Here is a 13,061-nt window from a genome sequence, read left to right on the forward strand (position 1 = left end):
GGGCGGGCCCGAACGTGGCCCGCCGAACTCGAGGAATGACTGTGGCCAAGCGCGAAACACCCGTAATCGAAGCTCCAGAAAGCGACGCTTCGCACGTCGGCAAGGGTCGGGCGACCCCGACCCGTAAAGAGCGCGAAGACGCTCGCAAGCGCCCGCTGGTGCCGAGCGACCGCAAAGAAGCGGCCCGCAGCGCAAAGACGCAGACCCAGGCAGCCCGTGAGCGTGCCCGCATCGGCATGGCCGCAGGAGAAGAGAAGTACCTGCTGGCCCGCGACCGCGGCCCCCAGCGCCGGTACGTTCGCAACTACGTCGACGCGCGGTTCAGCATCGGTGAAGTGATCATCCCCGTCATGTTCGGGGTGATCCTGCTGACGCTGGTGCCGAACACGAGCATCCAGACCTACCTCATGCTCGTGCTCTACGCCTTCGTGCTCATCGTCGTTGTCGACATCTTCGTGATGGGCACACGCATCAACAAGCGTCTCGCCGCGAAGTTCGGTTCGGCCGACCGTGGTCTCCGCTGGTACGGCGCCATGCGCGCCCTGCAGCTGCGGCCCATGCGCCTGCCGAAGCCGCAGGTGAAGCGCGGCCAGTTTCCCGCCTGAGCGGGCCCTGCAGCAGTAACGAAGAAGCCCCTCGGATCCTGAGATCCGGGGGGCTTCTTCGTGTCGACGCGCGACGGCTCTCTGCCGGCACCAGAGCGCCGCGCGAAACGCGGAGGAGCGGGGAACCCGCGGTGCGGGCGCGCGGCGAACAGGGCGGGGTGAGGCGAACAGGGCGGAAGTCGGGTGGAGGCGGGCCGCTCAGGCGGGGAGGAGCCGGGCGAGGCCGCGGTTGATCTCGCGCGCCCAGAGCGGCCCGCGGTAGAGAAACGCCGTGTAGCCCTGCACGAGGGTCGCACCGGCGGCGAGGCGCTCGGCGACGTCTTCGGCGGTTTCGACACCGCCGACGGAGATGACGCACATGTCGGCGGGAACGACGGCGCGCACCAGCTTCAGTACCTCGAGCGAGCGAGCGGCGAGCGGGGGGCCGGCGAGCCCGCCCGCACCGGCCGCCGCGATCAGGGCCGGATCGCTGACGAGCCCCAGCTCTTCGCGCAGAATGGTGGTGTTGGTGGCGATGATTCCGTCGAGGCCGAGGTCGACCGCGAGCTGGGAGATGCGGCGCACCTCGTCGTCGCTGAGGTCGGGCGCGATCTTCACGAGCAGAGGAACGGTGCCCGACTCTTCGCGCACGGCCGTCAGGAGCGGTGCGAGTTTGTCGAGCTCCTGCAGCCCGCGGAGCCCCGGTGTGTTCGGCGAGCTGACGTTCACGACGAGATAGTCGGCGACGGGTGCCAGGGCGCGCGCACTCGAGCGATAGTCGTCGATGGCGTCGTCGACGTCGACCACCCGGCTCTTGCCGATGTTGACGCCGACGATAGGTCGCCAACGGGCCGACGTGGTCTGCGCGATGCGGAGGGCCGCACCGGCCGCTCCCCCGTTGTTGAAACCCATGCGGTTGATGACGGCGCGGTCGGCTACGAGGCGAAAGAGGCGGGGGCGCTCGTTGCCCGGCTGCGCCTTGGCGGTCAGCGTGCCGACCTCCACGTGACCGAAGCCCAGCTGGCCGAGCCCGACGATCGCCCGGCCGTCTTTGTCGAACCCGGCGGCAACACCGAACGGCGACTCGAACTCGAGCCCGAGAGTGTGAACACGCAGCTGCGGCGCTGGCGCGGTGTAGCGGCGGAGATACTCGCCGAGCGCGGTGCGTGGCAGGGCACGAATCACGTCGAACGCGAGGTGGTGGGCCTGCTCGGGGTCGAGGCGTGAGAGCACGTGCCGAAACAGCTGGCTGTACAACCCCACGCTACTCGGCCGACGCTTTCGAGCCGGCTGCGCCGCCCGGGCCGTTCGAACCGCCCGCGGCACCCGCCGCCGCATCGTGCTCGACACGCAGCAGCGTGATGGCCGCCTCGAAGTCGTCGAGCGAATCGAACGCCTGGTAGACGCTGGCGAAGCGCAGATAGGCGACCTCGTCGAGTTCGCGAAGCGGCTGCAGGATGGCCAGGCCGATGTCGTTCGCCTCAACCTGCGCAGCACCCGTAGAGCGCACGGTCTCTTCGACCCGCTGCGCGAGCACCGCGAGGTCGGAGTCGGTCACCGGGCGCCCCTGGCAGGCCTTGCGCACTCCGTTGATGATCTTCTCGCGGCTGAACGGCGCCACGACGCCGCTCCGTTTGATGACGTTGAGGCTCGCCGTCTCAGTGGTGCTGAAGCGTCGGCCACAGTCGGGGCACTGGCGCCGACGTCGAATGGCAACGCCGTCGTCAGTGGTGCGCGAGTCGACGACGCGGGAATCTGGGTACCGGCAATACGGGCAATACATGGTGCTGCAAGTTTACCGGTCACCGCCGCGGCTCGGCGCCGAACTCAGTGCCCGAACCGCGCCTCGACCGCTTCGGCGTGCGCCGGCAGATTCTCTGAGTGCGCCAGCGCGTGAATTCGCCCGGCCACCGCCTCGAGCGCGGCCTTGTCGTAGCGAATGACTTGCTGGGGCTTCAAGAACGTGTATGCCCCGAGACCCGACGAGAAGCGCGACTGCCCGCCCGTCGGCAGAACGTGGTTCGACCCGGCGAGGTAGTCGCCGAGGCTCACCGGCGAGTACGAGCCCATGAAGATGGCTCCGGCCGAGTGGATGCTCGCCAGCACCGCCTCCGAATCAGAGACCTGAATCTCCAGGTGTTCCGGCCCGTATGCGTCGCTGAACCGTGCCGCAGCGGCAAGATCGTCGACCAGCACGATGGCCGACTGCTGCCCGCCGAGGGAGACCAGCACGCGCTCCGAGTGCAGCGTCGCCGCAGCGAAACCTTCGAGCTCGACCCGAACCTCCCCGGCGAACGCGGGTGACGTCGTCACCAGCACCGCCGCCGCCAGCTCATCGTGCTCTGCCTGGCTGACCAGGTCGGCCGCAACATACCGCGCGTCGGCCGTCTCGTCGGCGATGATGAGAATCTCGGTGGGCCCCGCCTCCGAGTCGATACCGGTGCGACCGCGCACAAGCCGCTTCGCCGCTGCGACGTACACGTTGCCCGGGCCGGTGATGATCTGCACGGGCTCGAGCCCGATGTCGTCGACACCGTACGCCAGCGCACCGATCGCGCCGGCACCACCCATGGCGTACACCTCCGTGACGCCCAGAAGCCCAGCGGCCCCCAGGATGACCGGGTGCACGTGCCCGCCGAACTCCCGCTGCGGCGGCGAGACCAGCGCAATCGACTGCACTCCCGCCGACTGCGCAGGAACCACGTTCATCACCACGCTCGACGGATACACCGCCTTACCGCCCGGAACGTAGAGCCCCACCCGGTCGACCGGCTGCCAGCGCTGCTCCACCACGGCGCCGTCGCCGAGCTGGGTGAGCTGGCCCGCGGGAATCTGCGCCGCAGTGGCGGAACGCACACGGTCGATGGCCTCGTCGAGCGCCGCCCGAACATCCGGAGCCAGCGCCGCAACGGCATCGGCGATCTCGCTCTCGGGCACCCGCACGCTCGCCGCCTCACCGCCGTCAAACCGCTCGGCCTGCTCGCGCAGGGCCGCAACCCCGCGGGAGCGAACGTCGTCGATGAGAGCCTCTGCGGCCTCGGTGGCGACACTGACATCGGTCACCGCCCGCGGTACGAGGTCGAGCAACTGGGCACGGGAGGGGGTCTGGCCCCGCAAATCGATGGTCTGGATCATAGCTCCCCCACTCTACCCAAGGCGCCGGGCCGGGGCTCTGGGGTAGACAGCCCGACTCAGACAGCCCGACTCAGACAGGCCAGCGCAGACAGGCCAGCACAGAGAGCCCAGCGCAGACGCCCCCAGCGCCCGCACCCCTACATCAGGCAGGAGGGCCCGAGCAGCGACTTCAACTCGCCGTACAGGTCTGCGGTGACCCGCACCCTGAACGGAATCTCGAACACCCGCGCGGTCTGCCCCTTGATGAGTTTCAGCCGTACCTCGTTGTCACCCGCGTGCCTGATCAGCACGTCGTTCAGTGCCTGCACGGTGTCGGTCGTCGCCCGCGCCTCTGACATCGAGATCTCGATGGGGCCGCCACCGCCCTGCTGCCCGAGGTCGGGCGTGAAGACGCTGAAGGCGTGCAGGTTCATTCCGTCGTCGCGGATGCTCACCCGCCCCCGCAGCACCACGATCGAGTCGTTCGTGAGGGCGGGCGCGAACTCCTGGTAAGCCTTGCCCATGAACATGGCCGTCACCTCGCCGCCGAAGTCTTCGACCACGATCGAGCCGTACTGGTTGCCAGAGTTGCGCGCCACGCGGTGCTGCACGTTGGTGATCAGCCCGGCCACCGTGACCGTGTCGCCGTCGTTCGTGTACTCGCTCGTCAGCATCTCGGTGATGGTCGTCGAGGCATGTTTGGCCAGCGCGATCTCGAGCCCGGCAAGTGGATGATCGGAGACATAGAGCCCGAGCATGTCGCGCTCGAAGGCCAGCTTGTCTCTCTTCGCCCACTCGGGCCGGTCGGGAACCTGCCGATTGTCTTGCGGGGCATCCCACAGGCTGTCGAAGTCGAAGCCGACCTGCCCGTTCGCCTCGGCCCGCTTCTCGCTCACCGCGGCCTCGACGGCACCCTCGTGAATCTCGACGAGCGCGCGCCGCGTGTTGCCGAGCGAGTCGAACGCGCCCGCCTTGATGAGCGATTCGACCGTGCGCTTGTTCGTCGCCTGCATCGGAATCTTCTGCAGGAAGTCGTGGAACGACGTGAACCGCCCCTTGCTCTCGCGCGACTCGCGAATGCCCTCTACCACGTTCGAACCCACGTTTCGCACAGCGCCGAGGCCGAACCGGATGTCTTCGCCCACCGCCGCGAAGAACCCGATCGACTCGTTCACGTCAGGCGGCAGCACGGTGATGTTCATGCGCCGGCACTCGTTCAGATAGATCGCCGACTTGTCTTTCGAGTCGCCGACGCTCGTGAGCAGGGCCGCCATGTACTCGGCCGGGAAGTGCGCTTTGAGGTAGGCGGTCCAGTACGAGATGACCCCGTACGCCGCCGAGTGCGCCTTGTTGAACGCGTAATCGGAGAAGGGCAGCAGAATGTCCCACAGCGTCTTGACGGCGGCGTTCGAGTAGCCGTTGTCGTTCATGCCCTTCGAGAAGCCCTCGTACTGTTTGTCGAGCTCGCTCTTCTTCTTCTTGCCCATCGCGCGGCGCAGCAGGTCGGCTTGGGCGAGCGTGAACCCGCCGAGCTTCTGCGCGATCGACATCACCTGCTCCTGGTACACGATCAGCCCGTAGGTCTGGCCGAGCACCTCGCGCAGCGGTTCTTCGAGCTCGGGGTGAATCGGGGTGACGAGCTGCAGACCGTTCTTTCGCAGCGCGTAGTTGGTGTGCGAGTCGGCACCCATCGGCCCCGGGCGATACAGCGCGAGGATGGCCGAGATGTCTTCGAAGTTGTCGGGTTTCATCAGGCGCAGCAGCGACCGCATGGGCCCGCCATCGAGCTGGAACACCCCGAGGGTGTCGCCCCGTGCCAGCAGCTCGTACGCCGGCACGTCGTCGAGTTCGAGGTCTTCGAGCACCGGCCTGAACCCTCGGTTCGACTGGATGTTGTCGAGCGCGTCATCGATGATGGTGAGGTTTCGAAGCCCCAGGAAGTCCATCTTGATCAGACCCAGCGACTCGCAGGCCGGGTAGTCGAACTGCGTGACGATCTGGCCGTCTTGCTCACGCTTCATGATGGGAATGATGTCGATCAGCGGGTCGCTCGACATGATCACACCCGCCGCGTGCACGCCCCACTGGCGCTTCAGGTTCTCGATGCCCACGGCGGTGTCGAAGACCGTGCGTGCTTCGGGGTCGGCCTCGATGACGGCCCGCACATCGGCCGCCTCCTTGAATCGCGGATGATCGCGATCGAAGATTCCCGATAGCGGAATGTCTTTACCCATGATGGGCGGCGGCATCGCCTTGGTCAGCTTCTCACCCATACCGAAGGGAAAACCGAGCACGCGCGAGGAGTCTTTCAGTGCCTGCTTGGCCTTGATGGTGCCGTACGTGACGATCTGCGCCACGCGCTCGTCACCGTACTTCTCTGTGACGTAGCGAATCACCTCGCCGCGGCGACGATCGTCGAAGTCGACGTCGAAGTCGGGCATCGAGACGCGGTCGGGGTTCAGAAAGCGCTCGAAGATGAGCCCGTGGCGAATCGGGTCGAGGTCGGTGATACGCATGGCGTACGCGACCATTGAACCGGCACCAGAGCCTCGGCCCGGGCCGACCCGAATGCCGTTGTTCTTCGACCAGTTGATGAAGTCGGCCACCACCAGGAAGTAGCCGGGAAACCCCATCTGCACGATGACGCCGACTTCGTAGTCGGCCCGCTCGCGTACCGCCTGCGAGATGCCGCCGGGGTACCGGTCGACCAGGCCCTTCTCGACCTCTTTGATGAACCAGGTGTCTTCGGTCTCGCCTTCGGGCACCGGGTAGCGGGGCATGTAGCTCGCCGAGGTGTCGAACTTGACCTCGCAACGCTCGGCGATGAGCAGCGTGTTGTCGCAGGCATCGGGGTGATCGCGGAAGATCTGCCGCATCTCCGCGGCACTCTTCAGATAGAACTCGTCGGCATCGAACTTGAACCGGTTCGGGTCGCTGAGCGTCGAGCCCGACTGCACGCAGAGCAGAGCGGCGTGGCTCGTCGCGTCGTGCGCGTGGGTGTAATGCAGGTCATTCGTTGCCACGAGCGGCAGGTCGAGCTCTTTCGAGAGCCGCAGCAGATCGCCCATGATCTGGCGTTCGATACCGAGACCGTGATCCATGATCTCGCAGAAGTAGTTCTCGCGGCCGAAGATGTCGCGAAAGTCGGAGGCCGCCTTCACGGCTTCGGCGTACTGACCGAGGCGCAACCTCGTCTGAACCTCGCCCGACGGGCACCCGGTCGTCGCAATGAGGCCGCTTGAGTACTGCGCGAGCAGCTCGCGATCCATTCGGGGCTTGAAGTAGTAGCCCTCAAGCGACGCGCGCGACGACAGACGAAAAAGGTTGTGCATGCCGGCGGTGTTCTCGCTCAGCAGGGTCATGTGCGTGTACGCGCCCGAGCCGGAGACGTCGTCGCGGCCGGAGTTCGGGCCGCCCCACTTCACGCGTGTCTTGTCACTGCGGTGGGTGCCGGGCGTGATGTACGCCTCGGTGCCGATGATGGGCTTGATTCCGGCGTCGGTCGCCGTCTTCCAGAAGTCGAATGCACCGAAGACATTGCCATGATCGGTGACCGCCACAGCGGGCATGCCCTGCTCAACAGCGGCTTCGATCAGGGGTTTAACCCGGGCGGCCCCGTCGAGCATCGAGTACTCGCTGTGCACGTGAAGATGAACGAATGAGCTGTCTCGGGTGGGCACAGATTCTCCGGCTAGCTAGGGGGTACGACCTCGCCTCTGGGGTAAGGAGAGACCCTTCAGTTTAGCCACTGTGCAGCAGAGCTCGGCGTCAACAGCTCGGCCGAATGGCCTGCTCAGTCGATGGATCGAGACTATTCGAAGAACTCTCTACCAACGCGACCATCGCCGCCGACCGATAATCAGGCGCACGGCGATTCGCGAAACGATCCATGCGGCAAATGCCAAAACACCGAGCCACTCCGCACCGATAAGGATTACCTGGAAAAATATCTCCCAAAAGGTGTTCACCACGACACGCGCTCCGACCGTACACGCAATGCTCACGATGATCATGGCGTACATCAGTTGTACCGAGATATCTCTACTGCGGTACCCTGCGTCTCGAACGGCTGGGCGCACCTTAAGACTCGATCGAAAAGGCATCGACACCTGTCGTTCATATACAAGAATATAGTGACTACTCCTCACTATAGCCCTACTTTTGGTCGGTCAATCATTTCGAAGCAGGTCGAGCGCGTGATGCAGGTCGTCGGGGTAGGTCGTCTCGAACGACACATACTGACGCGATGCCGGATGCACGAATCCGAGTTTCAGAGCGTGCAACCACTGCCGAGTGAGCCCGAGTCTCGCCGACATCGTGGGGTCGGCGCCGTACATCGCATCTCCCACGCACGGGTGGCGCTGCGCCGACATGTGCACGCGGATCTGGTGCGTGCGGCCGGTCTCGAGGTGGATCTCGAGCAGCGATGCGCTCGGAAACGCCTCGATGGTCTCGTAGTGCGTCACCGAGTTCTTGCCGTCTGAGACGACGGCGAACTTCCAGTCGCTCTTCGGGTGCCGGCCGATGGGGGCGTCGATCGTACCCGCCAACGGGTCTGGGTGCCCCTGCACCACCGCGTGGTAGATCTTGTCGACCTCACGGTCGTGAAAGAGGCGCTTCATCCACGTGTAGGCGTCTTCCGACTTAGCCACCACCATCAGCCCACTGGTGCCGGCGTCGAGGCGGTGCACGATTCCGGCGCGCTCAGCGGCTCCGCTCGTCGAGATGCGGTAGCCCGCCGCGGCGAGTGCGCCGAGAACGGTGGGGCCCGTCCAGCCGACCGACGGATGCGCGGCCACGCCCACGGGCTTGTCGACCACCACGATGTCATCGTCGTCGTACACGATCGTCAGGTTGTCGACCGGAGTCTCGACGATGCGCACCTCTTCTCGCGGCGCCCAGCTGACCTCGAGCCAGGAGTCTCGGCGTAACTTGTCTGACTTGGAGACGACACGGCCATCGACCACGACTCCCCCGGCCTCAACGACGTCGGCCGCGAAGTTGCGCGAGAAGCCGAGCAGTTTGGCGAGGCCGGCGTCGACACGGTCACCGTCGAGCCCGTCGGGAACGGGTAGTTGGCGAAACTCCACAGCTACTCGGCCTCGGTGCGGTCGGGATGCCCGGCGCCGGGCTCGAGGCTCTGCGTGGTTTCGGGGGCCGCTTCGGTAGCTTCACCGGTCTTCGGCGCACGACGACCGTCGAGGCCGACGCCCATCACTGTCAGCACCAGAAAGACCACCATGGCAGCGCAGATGGCCGTGTCAGCCAGGTTGAAGATGGCGGGCAGCAGCGGAATCTTGATGAAGTCGACAACGTGCCCGATGCCGAAGCCGGGCTCACGAAAGAGGCGGTCGGTGAGGTTGCCGAGAACCCCGCCGAGAAGCAGCCCGAAGACCACGGCCCAGCCAAGCGAGCGGATGCGCCGGGAGAACCACACGATGAACACGAACACGGCGGCGGCCAGCACCGAGAAGATCCAGGTGTAGGCACTGCCGATGGAGAAGGCTGCGCCGGAGTTGGTGACATAGAAGAATTGCAGCACGTCACCCAATACAGGAACGTACTGGTTCAAGGGCAGGTTGGCGACAACCAAGTATTTCGCGATCTGGTCGATCGCATAGACGAAAACAGCGACAACCACAAGAAGGGCCAGCGCACGTGGGCTGACCCTTCTTGAGCGGCCCGTTTCAGGGCTCACAGTCGTTGTTTGGGCGTCAGGCCCCAAAACCCTGGAAGCTGGAGGCCGGAGCCGCCGCTTCTCCACTGTCTGAACCTGACGAGTCGAGGTCGCGCAACTGGCCCTCGATGTACCCGCGCAGCTTCAGGCGGTATTCCTTCTCGAACGAGCGCAGCTCGTCGATACGGTGCTCGATGCCCGACTTCTCTTGGTTGAGCTTCGCGAGCTCGGTGCGCTGCTTGGCCTCAGCCTCAGCCACGAGGCGCGTAGCGGTTGCCTGGCCCTCTTCGATGAGCTCGGCGCGCTTGTCGGCGCCCTCTTTGACGTGCTCGTCGTGAAGACGGCGAGCAAGCTGCAGCAGGCTGGTGGTGCTCTGTGCGTCGTCGCCGTCGACCGGGGCGGCGACGGGAGCAGCAGCAACCGGAGCCGCTGCGGCCTGGCTGTCATCGGAGTCGACCACGTCGACCACGGCGGTGTCGTCAGCGACGGGTGCGGCCTCGACGGGCGCAGCCTCTTCGCTGGCGGCAGGGGTTGCACTCGCGGCGGGAACGATACCGGCACGCAGTTCTTCGTTCTCCTGAATCAGGCGACGAAGCTCTACTACTACCTCATCGAGAAAGTCGTCGACCTCATCTTGGTCGTAGCCTGCCCGAAACTGGGTTTGCGAGAAGCGCTTGTTAACCACTTCTTCTGGAGTTAACGGCATGTTCTTCCACCTTTATTACTTGAGACTTGAGAGTTATGGGCGTTTCACAAACTACGATACATGCGTCACGCAATCAAGCGTACGTAACTCGTAACCGAAAGCAGTATGACCACGAGGAGCATTACGATGCTCCACCCGAAATCAAAGGCAACGGGCCCCACGCGAAGAGGAGGGATGACGCGCCGAAAAAACTTTATGGGTGGGTCTGTCACCGTGTACGCGACCTCGGCCATCACCAGAACGGCACCCTGCGGGCGCCATTGGCGCTGAAAACTGCGCACCAGATCAAGAATGAACCGGCCCCACATCACGAAGAAGTAGAGCAGGAGCGCGAAGTACGCGACTGTTGCGATAAGACCGACTAGTGAACCCACTCGTCAATTATGACTGGACTACGACTGAACGAAGAACGATGCCTCAGCGCGAGCGTCGGTTGCGGCCTCACCTGAAACTGAGACGTGCGACGGCGACAACAGGAACACCTTGCTCGTGACGCGCTCGATCTTGCCGTAGAGACCCTGTGAGAGGCCGCCAGCGAAGTCGATGAGGCGGCGCGCGTCGGCGTCGGTCATCTGCGAGAGGTTGATGATGACCGGGATGCCCTCGCGAAAGCTCTCGGCGATGATCTGAGCGTCTTTGTACTGCTTGGGGTGAACGGTCAGGATTTCATTCATTTCGAGCGGCGCCACATTCTTTTGAACTTGGGTTCGACGGAGGGGGGTGACCGGAGCACGGCCCGCGTTGTTCGCGGCACCGTTGTGTGCGGAGTTGTTGTGACCGGCAGACGCCTGCGCCCGCTGCACGGGGGCGGCTTCAGCCTGCGGGTGTGCCACATGGGCGACCGGCGATGCCGGGGTCTCTTCGTACTCGAGCTCTTCGTCTGCGAGCCCGAGGTAGACCATCGTCTTGCGTAGTGGATTGGCCATGTGATCCTCCGGAGGTGATTGCGGGTGCCTGGTAACGAGATTAACGTTGCACGGGCCTGAATCCGGTGATTGCCGACCCAATTCGTAGGTGTGTCGCACCTTCGGCGATGGCGTCGGCGAAGTCGTTCGACATTCCGGCCGAGATGGCGCTTGCACCGGCGTCGATGCGCTGTACCGCGGCCGAGAGCAGCCGCAGGCGCTCGAAGGCGGGCCGGGCCGGCTCGCCGAGGGGAGCGACCGCCATGACTCCTCTGAGGCGGAGGCCGGCCAGCCCGGAGACATGCTCTGCGAGGGCTTCAAGGTCGCCGGGAGTTGCTCCCCCGCGGGCGGGATCGGGGGTGAGGTTGACCTGGATGAAGACGTCGACGGGTGGCCGGGCATCCGATGCCGACGCTGCAGCTTTCAGCACGGTTTCAGGCGACGACGACAACGTCGTACCGAGCAGGTCGGCGACCGATGCGCGGTCGAGCGAGTGGATGACCGCGCTGTACGCCGCGATCTGCCGGGCCTTCTTGCTCTGAATCTGCCCCACGAAGTGCCACGTGAGGTCAAGATCGGCGAGGTTCGCCGCTTTGTCACGCGCCTCTTGGTGCCGGCTCTCGCCGAAGTCGCGAACGCCGAGCGCGGCGAGCTCACGCAGGAGTGACTCGTCGTGGAACTTGGTGATGGCGATGAGGGTCAGCTCATCGCTCGACCGGTCGGCGGCGCTGGCCGCCTCGCCGATCTGCTGCCGAACGAGGGCGAGCCGCTCGGCGAGGCCGGGGCCGCCCTCGTTCGAGCTCACTTCAGAAAGTCGGGAACGTCGAGGTCGGAGTCGTCGTCGTCAGACGCCGGGTCGAGCTGCGCTGTTCCGGTGATGCTGTGCTCGGGGGTCTGCGCCCACGATGCCGCGGCGGGCGGCTCTTCTGCACGGTCGCGGCGAAGCGGCGCTGCCGAGCTCGAAGCGAACAGGTCGCTGGCATCGTTCGGAACAGCGGGGAACGCCTTCTTCGACTCGGCCGACGAGCTGGCATCTCCGCTGTCGAACCCGGCCGCGATGACGGTGACCCGTACCTCGTCGCCGAGCGTGTCGTCGATGACGGCACCGAAGATGATGTTGGCTTCGGGATGCACGGCGTCTTGCACGAGCTTGGCAGCATCGTTGATCTCGAAGATGCCGAGATTCGACCCGCCCTGAATGGAGAGCAGAACGCCGTGGGCACCCTCGATGCTCGCCTCGAGCAGGGGCGACGCGACGGCCAGCTCCGCGGCCTTGATGGCCCGGTCGGCTCCCCTCGCCGACCCGATGCCCATCAGGGCCGAGCCTGCACCCTGCATGACGCTCTTCACGTCGGCGAAGTCGAGGTTGATCAGGCCAGGGGTGGTGATGAGGTCGGTGATGCCCTGAACACCGGCGAGCAGCACCTGGTCGGCAGTCGAGAACGCCTCGAGCATGCTGATACCGCGGTCGCTGATCTCGAGCAGGCGGTCGTTCGGCACGACGATGAGGGTGTCGACCTCGTTCTTCAGCGTGGCAACGCCGTCTTCGGCCTGCGACATGCGGCGCTTGCCTTCGAAGCCGAACGGCTTGGTGACGACACCGATGGTGAGAGCGCCGATCGACTTGGCGATGCGGGCCACGACGGGAGCGCCACCGGTACCGGTACCGCCACCTTCGCCGGCGGTGACGAATACCATGTCAGCGCCGGCCAGCGCCTCTTCGATCTCGTCGGCGTGGTCTTCTGCTGCACGGCGGCCGACCTCGGGGTCGGCGCCGGCGCCGAGACCGCGGGTGAGCTCACGGCCCACGTCGAGTTTCACGTCGGCGTCGCTCATCAGGAGCGCCTGCGCGTCAGTGTTGATGGCGATGAACTCGACGCCGCGAAGGCCGAGCTCGATCATGCGGTTGACGGCGTTGACACCACCACCGCCGATACCGACGACTTTGATTACGGCGAGGTAGTTCTGGTTTGACGTCACGTCTGGCCTCCGGGCTCATTTAGTGTCAACGGGCGCATACTTTCAACCTCAGGTTGACAGTTAATGTTATGCTCAGTATGCAATTCCTACGACGA

12 protein-coding genes are annotated in these 13,061 nt (G+C 65.2%); 1 reads left to right on the forward strand and 11 read right to left on the reverse strand.

Annotated elements, in window-relative coordinates; genetic code table 11:
• Nucleotides 1-35 precede the first annotated feature (35 nt).
• Nucleotides 36-605, forward strand: a complete 570-nt coding sequence (locus QN358_RS01275) for a DUF3043 domain-containing protein (protein WP_323511276.1) — start codon at nt 36-38, stop codon at nt 603-605.
• 198 nt (nt 606-803) lie between these two features.
• Here QN358_RS01275 and QN358_RS01280 read toward each other — a convergent pair whose 3' ends face one another.
• The 11 genes from QN358_RS01280 to ftsZ all read right to left on the reverse strand — a co-directional run bounded on the left by QN358_RS01280 (nt 804) and on the right by ftsZ (nt 12,966).
• Nucleotides 804-1,841 carry a quinone-dependent dihydroorotate dehydrogenase gene (locus QN358_RS01280; protein ID WP_323511323.1) on the reverse strand — a complete coding sequence of 346 codons (1,038 nt, stop codon included), beginning with the start codon at nt 1,839-1,841 and terminating at the stop codon, nt 804-806.
• 7 nt (nt 1,842-1,848) lie between these two features.
• Nucleotides 1,849-2,367 carry a transcriptional regulator NrdR gene (gene nrdR / locus QN358_RS01285; RefSeq protein ID WP_323511277.1) on the reverse strand — a complete coding sequence of 173 codons (519 nt, stop codon included), beginning with the start codon at nt 2,365-2,367 and terminating at the stop codon, nt 1,849-1,851.
• A 44-nt stretch (nt 2,368-2,411) separates the two neighbouring features.
• Complete coding sequence (hisD, locus tag QN358_RS01290; protein WP_136642711.1) at nt 2,412-3,719, reverse strand: histidinol dehydrogenase; 1,308 nt, start codon at nt 3,717-3,719, stop codon at nt 2,412-2,414.
• A 137-nt stretch (nt 3,720-3,856) separates the two neighbouring features.
• Nucleotides 3,857-7,324 (reverse strand): DNA polymerase III subunit alpha, encoded by a 3,468-nt coding sequence (gene dnaE / locus QN358_RS01295; RefSeq protein WP_136642736.1) that lies wholly within the window; start codon nt 7,322-7,324, stop codon nt 3,857-3,859.
• 543 nt (nt 7,325-7,867) lie between these two features.
• On the reverse strand, nt 7,868-8,788 hold the full coding sequence (locus QN358_RS01300) for an RluA family pseudouridine synthase (protein ID WP_136642712.1): 921 nt from the start codon (nt 8,786-8,788) through the stop codon (nt 7,868-7,870).
• Nucleotides 8,789-8,790: 2 nt separating this feature from the next.
• Entirely contained in the window at nt 8,791-9,396 is a 606-nt protein-coding gene (gene lspA, locus QN358_RS01305) for a signal peptidase II (protein ID WP_323511284.1), read from the reverse strand.
• 16 nt (nt 9,397-9,412) lie between these two features.
• The gene (locus QN358_RS01310; protein ID WP_323511286.1) at nt 9,413-10,081 is read right to left on the reverse strand and encodes a DivIVA domain-containing protein; all 669 of its coding nucleotides are present in this window, start codon (nt 10,079-10,081) and stop codon (nt 9,413-9,415) included.
• 65 nt (nt 10,082-10,146) lie between these two features.
• A complete protein-coding gene (locus QN358_RS01315) occupies nt 10,147-10,455 on the reverse strand; it encodes a YggT family protein (RefSeq protein WP_272898628.1) in 309 nt (102 codons plus the stop codon).
• A gap of 18 nt (nt 10,456-10,473) precedes the next feature.
• Nucleotides 10,474-11,007, reverse strand: a complete 534-nt coding sequence (locus QN358_RS01320) for a cell division protein SepF (protein ID WP_136642714.1) — start codon at nt 11,005-11,007, stop codon at nt 10,474-10,476.
• A gap of 40 nt (nt 11,008-11,047) precedes the next feature.
• Nucleotides 11,048-11,791: a YggS family pyridoxal phosphate-dependent enzyme gene (locus QN358_RS01325; protein WP_136642715.1), complete on the reverse strand. Its 744-nt coding sequence runs from the start codon at nt 11,789-11,791 to the stop codon at nt 11,048-11,050.
• Nucleotides 11,788-12,966, reverse strand: a complete 1,179-nt coding sequence (gene ftsZ, locus QN358_RS01330) for a cell division protein FtsZ (protein WP_136642716.1) — start codon at nt 12,964-12,966, stop codon at nt 11,788-11,790. Before ftsZ ends, QN358_RS01325 begins: the two co-directional genes overlap by 4 nt.
• Between the last annotated feature and the right edge of the window lie 95 nt (nt 12,967-13,061).

It is taken from the genome of Subtercola sp. RTI3, from assembly GCF_035018625.1.
In the GTDB taxonomy this organism is placed as follows: domain Bacteria; phylum Actinomycetota; class Actinomycetes; order Actinomycetales; family Microbacteriaceae; genus Subtercola; species Subtercola vilae.